Here is a 17,716-nt window from a genome sequence, read left to right on the forward strand (position 1 = left end):
CCAGTGTGCCAGGGTTGGTCGCCCGCCGTCAGGAACGTGCGAGTTCGATGACTTCTTCCTCGGTCGGTGGACTCTTGGGGTGGTAAGACAGGCACAGGGGAGTGGCCGTGCGCCGGAATTCTGCGCCTTCCACGGCCGCATAGAACTGACCGGCGGGCAAGCGCCCTACGTCGGGAACCGATCCGCCCTTGACTCGCGCCATCTCCTTGGCCGCATCGACCTGCGACGGGCTGTTCAACAGACCGTAGAACTGAGTCGACGCGTTGCCGGCAATGCGGTTGTGCAGGCCCTTCGGAGCCTGGGTGGCGAACACCAGACCGAGCCCGTACTTGCGTGCCTGCGACGCCAGAGCCAGGGTGCTGTGGGTCGCCGCGGTCGTCCTGTCCGACGGCGCGAAGTTCTGCGCCTCGTCCATGACGAACAGTCCGCCCAACGGCCGGTCGCCCGCAGGATTCTTCTTTATCCAGGCGAACAACCCCATCTGCAGCTGGTTGACGAAGCTCTGCTTCTGCTCGTCGGTGGTCAGGCCGGCGAGGTTGATCACCGACACCCTGGCCTTCTTGCCCTCGACCGGCGTCAGCAGAACAGCCGGATCGACCGGCGTACCTGCTCCGGCGAACATCGGATCGTTCGCGGCGGCGGCTTTGAGATTCTCGGCCAGGCCGGCGGCGATGCGGACGGCGTCGCGCATCTCGCTGGCGTCCTCGGGGAATTCCTCGAGCAAGTCGATGAAGTCGGTGAGATTGCCACCGTGCGGGCGTCGACCGAACAGATCGAGTGCCGACTTCAGCACGGCCCGACCGTGTTTGGCCTTCTGTGAGGTACCGAGAACGCCCGCAGCCGGTTCGAGCGAGGCCAGTGCGGACTCGACGGAGGCCTCGAACTCGTCGGCGTCACCGAGGACGCTGACGAAATCGGGAAGGGGCTGAAAGCTCAGCGGCCGACCGGCGGACTTGCGCGGCGTCCAGACCACGACATCGGTGTCGCGCAGATACGCCGTTGCTTTGGCTTCGTCACCCGGCGGCCAGGTTCGCTCGTCCTCCGGCCAGGCAGTGCCGAGCCGAGCCAGGTCGTTGTTGACGTCGAGTACGATCGCCGAAACACCCTGCAGCGCACACTCTTCCACCAAACGTCGGATCAGCACCGTCTTGCCCGAGCCGGAGCCGGCAAAGATCGCCGTGTGCTTGCGCAGCGCTTCGAGGGGAACCGCGACATCGGCACCGGTACTCAATTCGGCACCCACCACGATGGACGGCCGACGCGATGCGGCCGGTGCGGCCGCGGTGATCGGGGTCTCGGGTTCGATGAGCGCCGTGTCGTCGTCGACGACGCTCACTGCAGGCAACACCGCGCCGAACAGTTCGACGTCGTGTGCCGGCTTGCGCGCGAGCAGCCAGGAGGTGAGCGCGGGGGAGTTCTCGCTCAGCAGGATCGACAGTGCTGCCAATGCCCGACGGTCCTCGTCGCTCAAGGGCACCACGACGCCTCCGGCGCGACGCAGGGCTGCAATCGTCTGCTCGGTTTTCGCTCCGTTGGGCCACGGGTCGTTCCTGATCAGAATCAGTCGCCGTTTGGGCATGTCGACGCGGAGGCCCGCTGTGGTCACTGCGCGCTCCACCCGGGCCAGCGCGGCCCGAGCGTTGCCGGACGTCACCGCACGGAAGCACCAGTGCTCCTCGTCGTCGGTATCGGTGTCGACGGTGTGGCGTAGCCGGGCGTGCAGGGCAGGCTTGCCGCTCGGGGGCGGGTCCTGGGCGAGGCTGTCATCGGACGACTGGTGTTCGTGAATCCATGCCGTCAGACCCGCGGACAGCAGTGCGGGAACGATCGAGTCCTCACTGTCGGGACGCAGCGGAACGGAGACGTCCACCTGTTCGCGAAGTTGCTTGTAGCGATCGTCGAGCATGTCGAGTTCGTTGACCCGCGCGGTGGGGAGTTCGGGCGCATCTGCCGGGCCGGACCGGTCGGTGAAGCTCGTCAGCTCCGACGCGATGCCGGTGTCGAGGCAGTGCCGGATGTGGCGATCGACGGCAATGAGCAGCTGGCGCGGAGTGAAGTCCGGGGCTTGCTCGAACGCGTCGGGGGCCACCGGCCACGTTGGGTGCGGTGGAGTGAAGCCCGCTTCGAGGAAGCACGCTGCCAGGCGTCGTCCGAGCAGCAGCCGACCGATGTCCGACGACGGAATCGGCTTGAGCGACTGAGTGACTCGGAAACGGTCTCGCATGGGAGCGACTCCACGGGCAGCGATCAGTTCCCACGCACTCGACAGAGCCGACAGCACCGAGGCGGTGCGGGGGAGTGTCTCGCGTAGAGACATCAGCCCGTGCGCCAGCTGTTCGACGACCTTGTCCTCCTGCGCGTCGGCGAACTCCTGATCGGATCCGGTGCGCGACTGGGCGACGAGAGTGTCGATCTGGTCGATCGCGAGAATCGTCGGGCCGGTGATCGCGAGCAGTCGCGAAATGTTCTCGGCGATGCCCTGATGGCCGAGCTCGGCGCGGCGAATTCCCCACCCCGAGAACTCCTCGGGATCGACGTCGTCGATCGACTGCAGGTATGCATCGCCCAGGTCCTGAACCGCAGAGTCCGGGGCAATGGACAGCACCAGCGCGCGCAGTGTGTGCTGCGACGTCCGGCGATGGCGGGGATGCACCTTGTACACCGCGGTGACGAAGGCGTCGAGCGTCTCGGCATCGATCATGTTCTCGCCCATGATCTTTGCGCGCTGATCCTCGGACATGTCGCCGATCTCGCACAGGCGTCGAAGCAGCAAACCGAGCTGACTGTCGGATCCGCGACCGGACGGGCGCATCAGATCGTCGAGCATTCCCATCAGGGTCGAGCGCCAGAATCCGGCGGCGTCGAGGAGCCGGATCAGAAAGAAGTAACCCCCCTTGAGCTGTACTTCCTCGCGCACCTGGCCCAGTAGGTGCGTCTTGCCCGAGCCGGCAGGCCCTCGCACGACGACACCGAGAGGGCTGGCGTCATCGGACACTTCGGCGTCGTCGTACGCATTCATCACCTCGAGGAAGACCCGCTCGTGCATCCCCGGCACATGCACGTTCGATTGCGAACGCCATACGTCGTCGGGTGTCGGTGCCCAGCTCAGACGCACCGATTCGAGGGCTCGGATCTGCTCGTTGTCCGTCATCGTCGACTCAACGCCCATCATGCTTCGATCGAGAGAAGGTGGTTCTGCTGATTACCGACGACGACGGCGGCAGCACGGTCCTCGTCCGTCAGTGTCTTCTGATTCTCTTCGGGGATCAACGAAACGTCCGACGCTCGTCGCAGGCGTGCGAGAGCGTCGTCGAGGTCGCTTCTCGGTATGTCGTGCAACTCGTTTCGCAGTCGTGAGAGTCGAACCGTGCTGCCGGGTTCACGTGCGAGCCGCGCGTAAGCCGTGCGAATCGAGGCTTCGATGTCGACGGTCTCGTCGGACTTCTCGGCCTGCTCGCTTGCTTTGTTCTCAGGCCGCGGTGAGAAGATCTCGGACGCCCGAGACCCAGACTGGTCCAACCACCGCCGTATGCCCGCAAGAACGGTGAACAGCGCGCGATCGGATCCGTTCGATCGATCGATCGGATCGGTCCCCATGAGATCTGCGCAGTACTTCCAGCCTCGGTCGGTCAACTCCACGCTCACCTGTCTGTTCGACGCGCCGACCTCGATGAGCCCCATATGCGCGAGTTTCTCGCGAGACGCTTTCCCGAGTTGTGGTCCGAGGCGCGCGAGGTCCGGGTTGGAAACGGCTCGCGCCTCTGCCATCAACACGAGTAGTACAGCCGCCTCCGAGTTGGTAAGCCGGTCGCCCATGAGTAGCTCCCTCCGTTGTCCGACAGGCGCTCGAACGTACGCCACCAGCCTGTGGGCCGCCGCTAGCGGACACAATCATTGCCCCCAAGTTGCGACGTTCGACTCTGCAACCTGTCAACGAAAACCGTACATGGTCCGTATGACGTGTATCCCGCGACGGCCGCGCGTGCCGCCGTCGCTGAACTCAGTCCCTGGGGTTCGTTGGAATCCGTCCAGCCCCAGCCCCAGTCGTAGGCTTGGCCAGGGCGATGACTTCTTCCTCGGTAGGAGGACTCTTGGGGTGGTACGACAGGCACAGCCGTGTCCTGGTTCGAACGAACACCGATTCCTCTACGGCAGTGTAGAACTCACCGGCCGGAAGTTTGCCGATATCAGGAACGGTCCCGCCCTTGACTCGGGCTACCTCTTTGGCGGCTTCGATCTGAACAGGGGCGTTCAGTCGCCCGTAGAACTGCGTCGCACAATTACCTGGGATCTTGTTGTTGAGTCCCTTCGGAGCCTGTGTTGCGAACACCATTCCCAGGCCGTACTTCCGCGCCTGCGACACCAGCGCCAGTGTGCTGTGTAGGCAGATCGTGGTGCGGTCGGATGGCGCAAAATTCTGTGCCTCGTCGAGAACGAAGAGTCCGCCCAGCGGCTTGTCCCCGGCAGGGTTCTTCTTGATCCACGCAAACAGCGCCATTTGAAGCTGGTTGACGAAGTTCTCCTTCTGCGATGCCGTGGTCAATCCCGACATGTTGATCACCGAAATCCGCGCCCTCTTACCGGCGCTCGGTGTCAGCAGCATGCCCGGATCAGCCGATGCGCCTGCACCGCCGAACAGGGGGTCCGTCGTCGTGGACGCCTTGAGGTTCTCAGCCAGGTCCGAGGCAATCTTGACCCCGTTTTTGAGCGTGCTCGCATCCTCCGGGAAGTTCTCGAGGAGGTCGATGAAGTCATCGAGGCTCCCTTGTGATCGCCGGCCGAAGTCGACCAATGCCTGCCGCAGAACGGCCATCATCTGCCGTCCTTTGGCTGTGCGGCCAATTGCCATTGCCTGAGGTGCAAGTGATGCAAGCGCGCTCTCGACTGCCGAGTCGAACTCGTCCGGGTCGTCGATGACGTCGGCAAAGTTGGGCAGTGGCTGAAAGCTCAACGGTCGACCCGCATTTCGGCGCGGAGTCCACACGACTACTTCACTCCCGCCGAAGTAGTCGCGAGCCTTTGCCTCATCCCCATCGGGCCACGTTCGTTCGCCGGTGGGCCATTCGACCCCTAATCGAGACAGGTCGTTGTTCGGGTCGAGCACGATGGCGGAAACGCCCTTCAATGCGCATTCCTCGAGGAGTCGGCGAATGAGAACCGTTTTGCCCGAGCCGGATCCGGCGAAGATCGCAGTGTGCTTGCGTAGAGTCTCCAACTCGACACTCACTTCTGCGCCACCGCCTGCGGGGGTGCCCAGAGGAATCGCGGTGTCCGAAAGGTTGGGCGTGCGCGTTGGTGTAGCTGAGGATGCCTTCTCAGGCTCGGCGCTTGCCGTCCCCACCTCGTTCACGGGAAAGAGGCCGGGGTCGGTCGTCGCCGGCCGCGTCGCCTTACGTTCGGCCGGATTGGAATCGTCGGTCAGGTCGGGCAGCACCTCACGCAACAACGCCACCTGGTGAGCGGGTCGTCGCGCGACGAGCCACTGCTGTAGGTTTTCATCCTTCTCGTCCCTCATGGTCCGCAGAGCGGACAAGGCCCGAAGATCAGTTTCGCTGAATTCGACCACGGTCCCGCCTGCATCCTCGAACGCGCTCACCGTTTTGGCTGTCTTGGGCCCGCCCGGCCATGGCGTATTCCTCAAAATCACCAGCCGACGCTTTTCGGTTCCTTGAGTTAAACCTGCTGCAGTGCAAGCCTTTTGAATACGGTTTTGAACGGAAATTGGATGGCTTGCGGCGATCGCACGAAAGCCCCAGTGTTCCTGATCGTCCGTGATGTCATCGAGAATGCGTCGGATTCGACCGTGTAGGGCCGGTTTACGCCCGGGGTCCGCATCGCGAGTGAACTTGTGCTCGACGGTGCCCGCTTCGACGATCCAGGCGTCCAGCCCCGCACCGAGAATCGCCGGTACCTCATCGTCCTCGTCATCTGCATCGAGTGCGGCCAGATCCGCATCGGCCTTGAGATCGGCGAATCGGGCGTCGAGTTTTGCGAAGTCGGTCGTTTCGGTAGTTCCTGGCTTCGGCCCAATGGGTACATCAGAGCTCTTCGAGAGATCGGAGAGCTCGGTGATCTTGTCGCTGCGGAGGCAGAATTGTATGTGGTCGTTTACGGCCCGGAGGAGCGTTCGAGGGTTGTAAGTGATGACGTCGTCGAAGGCCTCGGGCGCGATCGGCCACGTCGGATGCGGGGGAGTGAAGTTTGCTTCTGCATACTGGGCAGCAAACCGCTTTGCGACGATTTCGACGCCGATCTCCCTGGTCGGAATTTGGCTCAGCGATTCCTTGACGGGGTATCGATCCTTCACGGACTCGACGGTGTTGTCTGCGATGAATGTCCACGCTGCGGGAAGGCAGGAGACAACCGGAACAGTGCTGACCAGATTTTCACGTAACCCCATGAGTCCGTGCGCAATACTGTCCAGTTGCGTTCCTTGCTCGGGGGTGAATGTGCCGGTGTCGCTGTCGGTCTGCTGGCGCGACTGCGCAATCAGCGTGTCGATCTGATCGACTGCAACGATGGTCGGCGCGCTCAGGGACAGCAGCCAAGAAATGTCTCGAGCTACTTGTTGTGAGGTCAGGACCGCGTTTGGCAGTCCCCAATACGTGCGCTGCTGGTGGTCGAGTGCGTCGTTCGATCTGAGGAATGCATCGCCGAGGTCTTGGAGGTCGAAATCCGCGCTGGCCGCCAGGACCAGAGCCCGCAAAATGTGGCGTGTATCTTTGACTTTCGGGTACTTGCGACGTAGCGATTCGATGAACTGCGCAATCAAATCGGGCGTCACCGTTCGCTCGCCCTGTATTGCCCGGCATTCGACTCGACCTAGGCCTGCCAACGTGCCGAGATCCCACAGCAGCTTCTCGAGCTGGCTGTCGAAGTTCGGTGTGGGCCTCTCCAGGTCGGTCAGGATTCCGTGCAGCACCGAATCCCAGAATGCCTTCTCGTCCAACAATTCAATGAGAAAGAAGTATCCGCCGCGCTGCTGAACTCGCTCTCGAATCTGACCGAGCATGTGCGTCTTTCCGGACCCGGCAGCCCCCTGGATCACGACTCCCAAGGGCTTGGACACGGGGCGAGTGCGCGCACTGTCGAACGACTTGATCACGCTGTCGACGGCTGCCTCGTTGATTCCGTCGACGTGAAGCTCGTTGGTACGCCACACATCGTCGGGTGTGGGTGCCCACGTCAGCTGAATCGAAGACAGCGCGTCGTGTTCTGCAGAAGTCATCGTCATTTGATTGTCACCATGTGCCGGTTCTGGCCGCCGATATGCAGTGCAGCAGAACGATCTTCGTCGGTGAGGGTCTTCTGATTCGCTTCTGGAATCAAATTGATCTTCTGTTCGCGGTAAAGGGAGCTCAGAGTGTCATCGACAGCGCGTCGGTCGAGTCCGGCGAGATCGGCTCGAAGTCGCGTGAGCGAAACGAACGCCTTCGGCTCGCGAGCAAGCCGGTGGTAAGCGGAGCGGATGCGGGTCTCGACGTCGGCCGGTGCCGGTGGCTCCACCACTTCGGGCTCGACATGGTCGGTGATCACGGGCTTGGAGTCGCCCGCAGGCGGCATCGACTCGGACGCGACGGGCAGGAACACTTCGTTGGGTTCTGTGCCCACGCGTTCGAGATGACGGATGAGGGCAAGTACAAGGGTGGCAAATGCTTTACCACCCAACTTGGACGTGACGGACAATCGTTTGAATTCCTCGGCGGCGAGTTGCCATCCTGCGTCGGTCAACTCCAGGACGAGCCCTCGGCCTACCTTTGGAGCCGTTATCAGTTGACGTGACACCAGGTTTTTACGTTCTTTTGCTTCGAGCCGAGACCCCAATGTGGACAACTCAGTGTTCTTTACTGGTCGGGATTCCGCCATCAGTACGAGCAGTGTGGTCCGTTCGACGAATGTCAGATCGGTAGTCACGGGTGTTGTCCTTCTTTCGCGGCGGTGAGGGCGTTCGTCGTGGAGGTTCGGTTGGAGCGATGTTCGTGGAGGGCGGCCTCTATCTCGTCGATAACTTGCCACATGTCTGCCAACACGTGCTCGTTCGGAATCCGGAGCACGTAGTAGCCCAGACCACGCAGGAACTCGTCGCGTCTCCGATCGCGCGCTCGACGCCACGGCGACGAATGCTCGTTCCCGTCGAGCTCGACGACGAACATGTCGTCGAGCCAGGCAATATCGAGAAAATATTTCTCCGCGATCAGGCTGAACTGGAACGGATGGTTCAGCCGCCGGCCCGAGGCCCATGCGCGACGGGACAATTCCTTTTCGACCTGTTTTTCGATGGCGCTGCCGGGATGAGGTCTTCCGGCAACGGCCGGGAACTCCACGGTCGATTCCGGCCGTTTGCGGGCGTCGGTGTCGTCGACGGCCTGCAGGTACTCGGGTAAAGCCACGTACACGACGGACATTCGCTCCACGGTCGGTACCGGGTTGTCGACGAGCCAGACGGCAAAGCCGCGCGCCGCAAGCCATTCCGAGGCCGACGCGAGGGCACCCTGTTGCGGTGTGGTCAGCTCGTCCGCGCTGATCACCAGGGCCACTTTCTCTCGTTCCCAGCTAGTGCCGAGTACACCGGCCACGCCTTCAGCTACCTCGGCGTCGGAGAAGCGTCCATGGCGTGACGTCGGATCGCCCGATAGCGAGCGCTGCGCGAGGTCTGCTAGGAACGGCCCGTAGTGAGCGCTCCGAGCCGCTAGGCGTCGTGCATGTGTCCGAACCGCGGCGTAGTCGAGTGAGCTGTGGCCTTGCACGTTCTCCGCTTCGGGCAACCAAGCTGGGAACAGATCGACGGCGGCTTGGGTGAGAGCGGCCAGGATCTGCGCGATGTATCGCGACTGCGTATTCGAGGGTTCGGCGTGGACTCGGATTACCGCGGGCCATGTGGCGGACTGGTCGTCGAGGGCAACGGCAATCGCATCACCGGGTGCCCCGATGAGACACGCAGCTCGGTCGAGTGGAAGCGGCCAGTCGTCGACCTGCGAGTTGTTCATGCCACCTTCACAGTTGGAGAATGGGATGTATCGGTAGAAACCATACTTGTGGTTCGTTTCTTGCGCGTGTCGGACTGATTGCTTACCTACTTGGCACGATTTGGATCCACGGGGGCCGTTCCCCTACACTTGACCGGTTGCCTGTGGCAGCGGTGTGCCTTCGTGCGCCCGTACCCGGCAGCCGACCGCGCGTGTCGGGACGGAAATCCGGCACGTACGTACATCCAGGTCAAGGAGAAGTGAGTGATTCAGCAGGAGTCGCGAGTACGCGTCGCTGATAACACGGGCGCAAAGGAAATCCTTTGCATCCGCGTTCTCGGTGGCTCGTCACGTCGCTACGCCGGAATCGGCGACATCATCGTAGCTACGGTGAAAGACGCCATCCCCGGTGGAAACATCAAGAAGGGTGAGGTCGTCAAGGCCGTCATCGTCCGCACCGTCAAGGAGCGCCGTCGTCCGGATGGCTCGTACATCCGCTTCGACGAGAACGCTGCTGTGCTGATCAAGCCGGACAACGATCCCCGTGGAACCCGTATCTTCGGCCCGGTTGGCCGCGAGCTGCGTGAGAAGAAGTTCATGAAGATCGTCTCGCTCGCCCCGGAGGTGCTGTAAATGAAGGTGCACAAGGGCGACACCGTTCTCGTGATCGCAGGCAAGGACAAGGGCGCCAAGGGCAAGGTCATTCAGGCCTACCCCGCTGACTCCAAGGTTCTGGTCGAGGGCGTGAACCGCATCAAGAAGCACACCGCGGTCTCCGCCAACCAGCGCGGCGCATCCTCGGGTGGCATCGTCACTCAGGAAGCCCCGATCCACGTATCGAACGTTGCAGTGGTCGACTCGGACGGAAACCCCACTCGCGTGGGCTACCGGACCGACGAGGAATCCGGCAAGCGCGTTCGAGTTTCCCGGAAGAACGGGAAGGACATCTGAGATGACTACCACCGAAAACATCGCGGGCGAACAGCCCCGCCTCAAGGCGCGCTACCGCGCCGAGATCAAAGACGCCCTGAACACCGAATTTGCATACGAGAACGTCATGCAGATCCCCGGCATCGTCAAGGTCGTCGTCAACATGGGTGTCGGCGACGCCGCCCGTGACGCCAAGCTGATCAACGGTGCAGTTGCCGACCTCGCTGCCATCACCGGCCAGAAGCCGGAGATCCGCAAGGCTCGCAAGTCCATCGCACAGTTCAAGCTGCGCGAAGGAATGCCCATCGGCGCACGCGTCACCCTCCGTGGCGACCGCATGTGGGAGTTCCTCGACCGTCTGGTCTCCATTGCCCTTCCCCGAATCAGGGACTTCCGCGGCCTCTCGGGCACGCAGTTCGACGGCAACGGAAACTACACGTTCGGCCTCAACGAGCAGTCGATGTTCCACGAGATCGACGTGGACAAGATCGACCGTCCGCGCGGCATGGACATCACCGTAGTAACCACCGCAACCAACAACGAAGAAGGCCGCGCGCTGCTCAAGCACCTCGGCTTCCCGTTCAAGGAGAACTGAGTCCATGGCGAAGAAGGCATTGGTCAACAAGGCCAACAAGAAGCCGAAGTTCGCGGTGCGTGCATACACTCGCTGCAACCGCTGCGGCCGTCCCCATTCCGTGTTCCGCAAGTTCGGCCTCTGCCGTATCTGCGTGCGCGAAATGGCACACGCCGGAGAGCTTCCCGGAGTTCGCAAGAGCTCCTGGTGATCTGAGGCCTCCGGGCTTCACCACACCACGCTGATGGGCGTGGGTTCCGACAGGAACCCACGCCCATTTTGTGTTGCTCGAATCCTGATTTTCACACAGTCCACATTCCGTGTCGTAGCTCCAGCGAGCGGACCAGACCGACCGCCGCTTGATGATCCTGGCTGTCGATGATCAGCAACAGGCCACGCTCGGACATCGCCAATGCAAAGTCGTCGGTGGAGACGGTTCTACACCCGGGCGGCATATCCGGGTCTCCGAGTTCCCGATAGGTGTCGGCGATCGCTACTGCGTCCTCATCCGGGTCGAATCCCAAGACGGTCACGAAATGTCCTACATTCCAATCGAATTCGGTCAGTTCCGCGGTGTGAACATTCGCCACCAGGCCGAATCGGAAGTGCGCGTCGGCAAGGCGGACACGTAGCAGGCGTAGCCGATCGGCACCGGGCCCCATGATCGGAACGACGGCAACGCGGTGGTCGGTTGCCGTCTCGATGCCCTCTGCGAGACCTGCCGCTGTGGTCCCGGCTGCGTCGATCGATGCGGCCCTCGGCAGTGCGTCCCACCCGTCGGTGATTCGAGGGGTTCCGGGAGGGCGCGCCGACTCGACCTCGACCGGCCAGATCGCGGACCCTGATGCGACCGCAAGTGCCGTCACGCCCGGTGCGTCGTCGCCCATGACGGCCGTCAGCGCAACCGATGCCGAGAACGGTCCGCAGAGTTGATCCGGTTGCGGCAGACCACGATCGAGTGCAGAGACGATCGCACCTGCGCCGGGGAACCGTCGCAGCATGTCAGTAGATCCAGCGCAACGATTCGAGCAGTTCGTCCTCCGTGTGACTGTCCGCCCACGCTGCATCGGCGTCCCGGCACGCAACGAACGCGCCCAGAAGATCCTTGCCCAACACGTTCGCGACCAGTTCGGACGACAGTAGGTTGTCGCGCTGCTGCGCGTGGGTGGTCGCGAGTGGGGAGATCCCCGCGGTCTCGCGACGCGCGTCGTCCCAACCTCCCACGTCCTCCTGGACCGGTGACGGCAACTGCGCCGAATCCGCGACTCCCGACAGGCCGGCCGCGATCGTGACGGCCAGTGCCAGATACGGATTGGCGGACGCGTCGCATGCCTTCAACTCGACGTTCGTGTGTTCCGGTCCGAGAAGGGGTGTGGCCGGTACGAGTCGCACTGCAGCCTCACGGTTTTCGACGCCCCAGAACCCGAAGGCACCTGCCCAGTAGCCCGGTCGACGACGCAGCAGCGAACCCGAACTCGGTGCCGTGATGGCAGTGAGTCCCGAAAGTTCTCGAACGAGGCCCGCGACGTACGCCCGCCCGGTGTCGGACAGTCCGTACTCTCCGTCCCCGGTCAATGCGTTGTGACCATCACGAACCAGTGACGTGTGCAGGTGCCACCCGTTACCTGCACTGCTCGATGAGGGCAGGGGAGCGAAGCTTGCCCGCAGGCCGTGAGCTTTCGCCGCTGAGTGGATGGTCTGCCGCGCGAGAACTTGCGCATCGGCTGCAGCAAGTGGATCGAGTGGACTCAATGCGATCTCCAGCTGGGAGCCGCCGTACTCGGCATGAATCTGACCGATGTCGAGGCCGTTCGCAGTCAGCGCCTCGAGCAGCAGGACTACGAATTCGTCGACGTCGCGGAGTGCGTTCGCCGAGTAGGCAGGTCCGCGATGAGCCGACAGCCCGTCCGATTCGCGAGTCAGGGCGAACTCGATCTCGAATCCGGCCCGCACCTCGAAACCCGCATCGGACGCCCTCTGAACCTGCCGCTCGAGAACAGCACGTTGATCGTAGGGCCAGGGAGAGCCGTCCGCCGACAGCTGCCTGCCGTGTACCCAGGCAAGCCCTGGCTGTCCGGACAGGGCGACCACGCTCGACGCGTTGTCGATCACCGGAATCAACCGCACATCGCCGGACGGCGTCGACAGTCCCTCGTGGGCGAACGTGATCCCGTCGTGGGAATCGAACACCGCGAACACCGCGGTAACTCCTACTCCACGCCGTGCGACTGCCGTCAATCCTGCGGTGGGCACGGTGCGTGATCGGACGATGCCATTGTTGTCGACCCAGCCGATGGTCACCCCCGCGATGTTGCGGTCGCGCAGAGTGTGGGTGAGGTGGTCGATGTCGACTGCCTTCGAGTCCGTCATGGTCCGACGTTAGCGAAGAAGTGGGAGTCCGGGTGTCCAACTGGGTCTGCGGGTTGCGAAACGGCGGGGCTACGCGTGTACCGCGCCGAACTGAGCCGTTGAATTCGCTTGACCGTGTCTGCGGTGGAGTCCAGAGCGGCGTCAACGCGGCGAGGAGTATTGCGCGCGACATCGGTACAGAGTTTTGAACGTGATTTTCGTAAAAGGTCTGTACGCAAACCTCTTGGGCCGCGTCAGGCCGCGTTGTGGCGGGGGTTCTCCTTGGATCAGTCCGCGAAGAGGCCTACGAAGTAGATGCAGTCGAAGTCGATTAAGAACTCGACATCGATATATGGCGCGAACTTTGCCAAGCCCGCGGGCGCGACCTCATGCATTGCGGCTTCAACTGGTCCGTATCCTTCGTCTACTTCGATCAACTCTTTAATGATCCTGGTGGTAGCACCCCGAAGCGGGTAGCTCTTGGTAAGAAGCTCGGATTTTTTCTCGTACGCGTCCAGGTACCACATTTGTCATCTCCGTGGTTTTCGGCCGGGCACCGGCGCTTTTGTCATATCGCCGGTGACTGGGTCGAACTTGTCGAGGCGGTGCCCGTTCCTCGTGTGCATTCGGACCCCCATGTCGGTAAGTGCATACGAATAGATATCTTCTGTTGCCTGTCCGATGTGGCCGATCGTCCGGTGGACGTTCATCGCTGAGGTGCGGACACTGAGATTGAGATCCGACCAGAGCGATGACGATACCGAGGTCTACGCTGCAGGACGTGTTGTTGGTGATCGTCAATCTGAAGAATAGCCAACTTTGTACTCGCATTTCTCGTCCAGAGTGAAGGCTTCGTTCAGGAAAGCTGCAAACTCTGACGCCTTGGACAGCGGAACGTCGTGTTGACGAATCCCAATGGGAAGTTCGTTCTCGTCGTCTGCTATTCCGAGAATCCTCCCGATTACCGTGGCTGACATGTCGTGAAGGACATATTCGCCCATAAGGAGATGGGTAGTCTTATCGAATTTCTCTAGGTGCCACATCTTAGTTTTCTGAAGTTAGTGAGAACAAGCGCGTGCCGTGTGACCGGTAATCGCTCGATCAGTCGATAGATTCTGGTATCACGTGTGCTCCACTCTCGAGCAGTCCGCCTCCCACGTATCGCATTGCCCATTCCTCAGTCGGTGAACAGGCCGATGAAGTATTCATGATCGGAGCTGATTCTCAAATTGCCATCTATGTACTTCGCGAATTTCGGTACGTCGGCCAATGTGACGGGGTACGGTCCCATCTCTAACGGATGTTCACTTTCGTCGACGTCCATTATCTCTCTGATTTTGTCTCCCGTAATAGCGAGCAGAAGATAGCTGTCCGCGATCGAATCGGTTCGGTCATTGTACGATTCCAAATACCACATGCCGTCTCTTGGCTCCTGATGCGATCGATCTGGTAGGTCTTCGTCTTCCCTCGACCGCAGACGCTCGGCCATGGACGCGGAGTGTGAAGGCTCATTTCGGTTCGGCGCGGAACGAGACTTCGTACGAGTGTCCTTCTTTGGCTTGGAACGGGATTTGTATGAACTGAGCAAAGGCCGGCACCTTCTCCGCCGGTACGTCGTTCTGGCCGACTGCAACGGGTAGGTCGAAGTCGCTGTCGTCGATCTGTAGCGTGTTTTTGACGAATTCGACCGTCATATCGTGCAAGAGGTATATCTCTGTTGCCAATTCGGTTTCATCATTGAATTCTTGCAGATACCACACTGGATTTTCCTCTCATGCCACAGTCTTAAGTGTTATGGATTGGCGTAAACGAAGGTGGACAATTCCAAAGTCTTCACTCGGCGAGGAATGAAACCTCGTACGAATGTCCTTCCTTCGCTTCGAACGGTATTTGCATGAACCGAGCAAAGTCGGGTACCTTCTCCGCTGGAACGTCGTTCTGGCCGACTGCAACGGGTAGGTCGAAGTCACTGTCGTCGATCTGCAGCGTATTCTTGACAAAGTCGACCGTCATACCGTGCAGAGGGTGGATCTCTGTTTCCAATTCGGTTTCGTCATCGAATTCTTGCAGGTACCACATGGCGTTCTCCTTTCGAGTGTATATTCTACTGTTGTGGTTGATTTCGGAGCGGTTGTGACCCAGCGTCATGTCAGGTTCGAGCAATCCAGATGTCGGAGCCGATTAGTCATCGACCTGGCCTTCTGGTTGGATCTGGGGGTTTCGTCTGAACGCCAGTATTGGGGTCGTATTCCCCCAAATGTTTACCGCTCTTGCTGTACTTTTCGACCGCGCCGTGCTGATAATCCCACTCGTAGATGTTTCCTTTCTCGTCGACCCAACGCGTCCGCCGGTTCATTCTTTTTGCTAATTTTGCGTTAGGTATCCCTGGAAGATCCCTTGTTGGCGGAGGATTGTAATGCCAACTACCTCCACCAGTATTCGCGTTGAAAGTCGTCGGACTTGCTTGTAGGAGCGGTTGCACGTCCGATGCGATTCCAATGGCCGCCGCCCCGGTTGCCACGGTGACACCGACGGCAATTGCCGACGCCGCTTCCACTCCGGTGAGGACGGCGATGACACTTCCGGCGATGACGCTGCCGGTCGCGCCGGTAACCGCGACCGTTCCCACGCCGAGTGTGAAGAAGCCGGCAACTGCACCGGCGATCGTGCCGGCAACGATGGCCGCCCCCACGATATCGATGACGCTCTGGTGAGCCTCCTGAATGGTGGTGGCCCATTCGCCGCAAGCGCTCGCGAGAATGTCGAATTGGTCGGCGGTATTCTGCGCAGCGATGTAGACGCCGTCCATCTGGGCGAGGACCTGCGGCATTTCGTCGGAGGAAAGGTCCTCGATGTCGGTCCATGCGGAGTTCGTGGCGTCGCTCGCTCGGCGTAGCTCCTCGGCGGCGGTGCGCCACGCGCTTCCGAGACCCCGCAGCTTGTGCGGATCGCCGTTGGGCCACATGTGGCCCTGTAGCCATCGCGTGATCAGGCCCCACCCCATCGGAGCGTCGGTGTCGCCGCCGTAGGAACCGTTGAAGCGCGGTGTATCCGTATGTGGAAGTTGTGGGGGAGCGGGTAGCGGTGGGGGCGGCGGAACGGTGTTCGCATTCTCCGCGTTGGCGTGGTTGACGCCGGTTGCCGCCAGCAGATCATGAAGTTTGCCGAACGCATTCGTGAGGTCGATTGCTGTGGAAACCGCGTCGAATGCCGCGGAATCGTAACTGTCTGCCCAAGACTTTCCGGCGTTGTCGGTGCCTGCGCAGCCCCAGTTGCGGTCGAGTTCCGCGGCGAGTGCCGCTATCGCGCCGCTGGATATGGTCTTGGCGCTGCCGTACTGGGAAGCCGCATCGGCAAGGATGTCCGGGTCGACGCTGATCGGGGCCATCAGGGCCACATTCGCTTGTTGTGGTCCACGGCTGCGCGGTAGCGATCATGGGCGCCTCGTGCCAGCGAGCCGAGTTGGGCGAGCGCGGTTCGCATATCGTTCAGTTCCTGCCGGAGTAGCACGTGCTTCGAGCGGTGCGCCTCGGCCGCTTCGCCCTCCCATTCGATGCCGAGATCGTTGACCTCGCGCTCGACACCTGCGATAGCGGATTCGATCGTGGCTCCAACTACATGCGCGCGATCGACAAGAGCGAGAATCCGCTCGACATCGGCGACATAGCGTGCCATCAACGGTCCAACCGCAGGCCGGAATCCATCAGGTGCGCGTCGATCTTCTTGTCCGCTGCGGCGTAGTCGATTGCAACGCGATCGAGCAGCGCAGCGTCCTCGGTCAGCGCGCCACACATCTTCCGAGCCGAATCGACCCACTCCGCCCACAGAACTGCATGGGAATCGGCCGCATTGCCCGTCCAGGAGGACTCCATCAACTCTTCGGCGTCTCGGCGGATGAGGTCGATGTCGTCCCAGAGCGCATCGGCGAGACCGGACATTCGGGCTGCGGCTCGACGGATGCGGTCCGGATCGGCTCTCACAGCGTCTTCCGGGACGAACCCGGCCACGGCCGGACGCCGACCGTTTCGAAAAGACCATTTGAATGCATCGAACCCCCCGGAGCGATGGAATGATGCCGGAAGGCTACTGCACCGAACCGACGAACGCGGTCGTGTCTGCCGCCTCGCACCGGCAGGGTGCCCCTCGAGCACTACCACGATCGATTTTGAGAATGGCACCCGGTTCCCTACACTAGAGCGGTTGCCCGGGCTTCGTCGTGCCTGCACGCGAGTCCTTGCAATACAGAACGCAACCTCGAGTTCTCCGTACGTCAGCATTGAACATGCGGAAGCTCGTAACACCTGGCAGTGCAGCGATGCATTGCTTGGAGCGCAACCCCTGACCGGCAACAGTCGGTCAGGACATGTTCACTTCGCTGTAGGCCCACGATGTGACGAGCCAGGCCCGTCGGTTTTCCGAAACCCACAGGCACCAGCCCGCGCGTGCTGCATGGGAACCGCTGCGAGAAAGGTGCACAGGTCACACCATGACGATGACCGATCCAATTGCAGACTTCTTGACTCGTCTGCGCAACGCCAACTCGGCGTACCACGACGAGGTGAAGCTTCCCCACTCGAAGCTCAAGGCGAACATCGCCGAGATCCTCAAGCGCGAGGGCTACATCTCCGATTACCGCACGGAAGACGCCGAGGTGGGCAAGACCCTCATCGTCGATCTGAAGTACGGCCCGAGCCGTGAGCGCAGCCTCGCCGGCGTGCGACGCGTCTCCAAGCCCGGTCTCCGGGTGTACGCAAAATCCACCAATCTGCCCAAGGTTCTCGGCGGCCTGGGCGTGGCGATCATCTCCACGTCCACCGGTCTGCTCACGGAGCGTCAGGCTGCCAAACAGGGTGTGGGCGGAGAAGTCCTCGCCTACGTCTGGTAGGGGAGGCCACCA

At 61.6% G+C, this 17,716-nt stretch carries 20 protein-coding genes; 5 read left to right on the forward strand and 15 right to left on the reverse strand.

Annotated elements, in window-relative coordinates; all coding sequences use genetic code 11:
- Window positions 1-28: 28 nt before the first annotated feature.
- The 5 genes from ACQR3T_RS03125 to ACQR3T_RS03145 form a co-directional block, all read right to left on the reverse strand.
- Complete coding sequence (locus ACQR3T_RS03125) at window positions 29-3,151, reverse strand: ATP-binding protein (RefSeq protein ID WP_428692507.1); 3,123 nt, start codon at window positions 3,149-3,151, stop codon at window positions 29-31.
- 17 nt (window positions 3,152-3,168) lie between these two features.
- Window positions 3,169-3,816: a hypothetical protein gene (locus ACQR3T_RS03130; protein WP_428692508.1), complete on the reverse strand. Its 648-nt coding sequence runs from the start codon at window positions 3,814-3,816 to the stop codon at window positions 3,169-3,171.
- A 184-nt stretch (window positions 3,817-4,000) separates the two neighbouring features.
- Complete coding sequence (locus ACQR3T_RS03135; protein ID WP_428692509.1) at window positions 4,001-7,228, reverse strand: helicase HerA domain-containing protein; 3,228 nt, start codon at window positions 7,226-7,228, stop codon at window positions 4,001-4,003.
- 2 nt (window positions 7,229-7,230) lie between these two features.
- Window positions 7,231-7,914 carry a hypothetical protein gene (locus ACQR3T_RS03140; protein ID WP_032376639.1) on the reverse strand — a complete coding sequence of 228 codons (684 nt, stop codon included), beginning with the start codon at window positions 7,912-7,914 and terminating at the stop codon, window positions 7,231-7,233.
- Complete coding sequence (locus tag ACQR3T_RS03145) at window positions 7,911-8,987, reverse strand: DUF559 domain-containing protein (protein WP_428692510.1); 1,077 nt, start codon at window positions 8,985-8,987, stop codon at window positions 7,911-7,913. The genes ACQR3T_RS03140 and ACQR3T_RS03145 overlap by 4 nt, the downstream gene beginning before the upstream one ends.
- Before the next feature lie 243 nt (window positions 8,988-9,230).
- On the opposite strand from ACQR3T_RS03145, the gene rplN reads away from it, so the two are divergent.
- From rplN to ACQR3T_RS03165, 4 genes are read left to right on the forward strand one after another with little or no spacing between them, the layout of a single operon-like run.
- Window positions 9,231-9,599, forward strand: coding sequence for a 50S ribosomal protein L14 (rplN, locus tag ACQR3T_RS03150; RefSeq protein WP_008718280.1), 369 nt, complete (start codon window positions 9,231-9,233; stop codon window positions 9,597-9,599).
- On the forward strand, window positions 9,600-9,917 hold the full coding sequence (gene rplX, locus ACQR3T_RS03155; protein ID WP_008718278.1) for a 50S ribosomal protein L24: 318 nt from the start codon (window positions 9,600-9,602) through the stop codon (window positions 9,915-9,917).
- Between the two features lies 1 nt (window position 9,918).
- Complete coding sequence (gene rplE / locus ACQR3T_RS03160; protein ID WP_008718275.1) at window positions 9,919-10,491, forward strand: 50S ribosomal protein L5; 573 nt, start codon at window positions 9,919-9,921, stop codon at window positions 10,489-10,491.
- A 4-nt stretch (window positions 10,492-10,495) separates the two neighbouring features.
- Window positions 10,496-10,681 carry a type Z 30S ribosomal protein S14 gene (locus ACQR3T_RS03165; protein WP_008718273.1) on the forward strand — a complete coding sequence of 62 codons (186 nt, stop codon included), beginning with the start codon at window positions 10,496-10,498 and terminating at the stop codon, window positions 10,679-10,681.
- 91 nt (window positions 10,682-10,772) lie between these two features.
- On the opposite strand, the gene ACQR3T_RS03170 is transcribed toward ACQR3T_RS03165, so the two are convergent.
- From ACQR3T_RS03170 to ACQR3T_RS03215, 10 genes are all read right to left on the reverse strand, one after another.
- Window positions 10,773-11,471, reverse strand: coding sequence for a DUF6885 family protein (locus ACQR3T_RS03170; protein ID WP_428692511.1), 699 nt, complete (start codon window positions 11,469-11,471; stop codon window positions 10,773-10,775).
- Between the two features lies 1 nt (window position 11,472).
- Window positions 11,473-12,840: a glutamine synthetase gene (locus ACQR3T_RS03175; RefSeq protein ID WP_428692512.1), complete on the reverse strand. Its 1,368-nt coding sequence runs from the start codon at window positions 12,838-12,840 to the stop codon at window positions 11,473-11,475.
- Between the two features lie 266 nt (window positions 12,841-13,106).
- Window positions 13,107-13,346, reverse strand: a complete 240-nt coding sequence (locus ACQR3T_RS03180; protein ID WP_032376642.1) for a DUF7683 domain-containing protein — start codon at window positions 13,344-13,346, stop codon at window positions 13,107-13,109.
- A gap of 270 nt (window positions 13,347-13,616) precedes the next feature.
- Window positions 13,617-13,862: a DUF7683 domain-containing protein gene (locus ACQR3T_RS03185; protein ID WP_428692513.1), complete on the reverse strand. Its 246-nt coding sequence runs from the start codon at window positions 13,860-13,862 to the stop codon at window positions 13,617-13,619.
- A 134-nt stretch (window positions 13,863-13,996) separates the two neighbouring features.
- Complete coding sequence (locus tag ACQR3T_RS03190; RefSeq protein ID WP_428692514.1) at window positions 13,997-14,308, reverse strand: DUF7683 domain-containing protein; 312 nt, start codon at window positions 14,306-14,308, stop codon at window positions 13,997-13,999.
- A gap of 19 nt (window positions 14,309-14,327) precedes the next feature.
- On the reverse strand, window positions 14,328-14,579 hold the full coding sequence (locus tag ACQR3T_RS03195) for a DUF7683 domain-containing protein (protein WP_155293013.1): 252 nt from the start codon (window positions 14,577-14,579) through the stop codon (window positions 14,328-14,330).
- Between the two features lie 73 nt (window positions 14,580-14,652).
- Window positions 14,653-14,967, reverse strand: a complete 315-nt coding sequence (locus ACQR3T_RS03200) for a hypothetical protein (protein ID WP_428692515.1) — start codon at window positions 14,965-14,967, stop codon at window positions 14,653-14,655.
- 37 nt (window positions 14,968-15,004) lie between these two features.
- A complete protein-coding gene (locus ACQR3T_RS03205; protein WP_428692516.1) occupies window positions 15,005-16,207 on the reverse strand; it encodes a colicin E3/pyocin S6 family cytotoxin in 1,203 nt (400 codons plus the stop codon).
- Window positions 16,207-16,494 (reverse strand): WXG100 family type VII secretion target, encoded by a 288-nt coding sequence (locus tag ACQR3T_RS03210; RefSeq protein ID WP_428692517.1) that lies wholly within the window; start codon window positions 16,492-16,494, stop codon window positions 16,207-16,209. Before ACQR3T_RS03210 ends, ACQR3T_RS03205 begins: the two co-directional genes overlap by 1 nt.
- Entirely contained in the window at window positions 16,494-16,799 is a 306-nt protein-coding gene (locus ACQR3T_RS03215; protein ID WP_428692518.1) for a WXG100 family type VII secretion target, read from the reverse strand. The genes ACQR3T_RS03210 and ACQR3T_RS03215 overlap by 1 nt, the downstream gene beginning before the upstream one ends.
- Before the next feature lie 506 nt (window positions 16,800-17,305).
- Here ACQR3T_RS03215 and rpsH point away from each other — a divergent pair.
- Window positions 17,306-17,704, forward strand: coding sequence for a 30S ribosomal protein S8 (rpsH, locus tag ACQR3T_RS03220; RefSeq protein WP_008718266.1), 399 nt, complete (start codon window positions 17,306-17,308; stop codon window positions 17,702-17,704).
- The last annotated feature ends 12 nt before the right edge of the window (window positions 17,705-17,716 follow it).

It is taken from the genome of Rhodococcus sp. IEGM1428, assembly GCF_050321865.1.
In the GTDB taxonomy this organism is placed as follows: Bacteria; Actinomycetota; Actinomycetes; order Mycobacteriales; family Mycobacteriaceae; genus Rhodococcoides.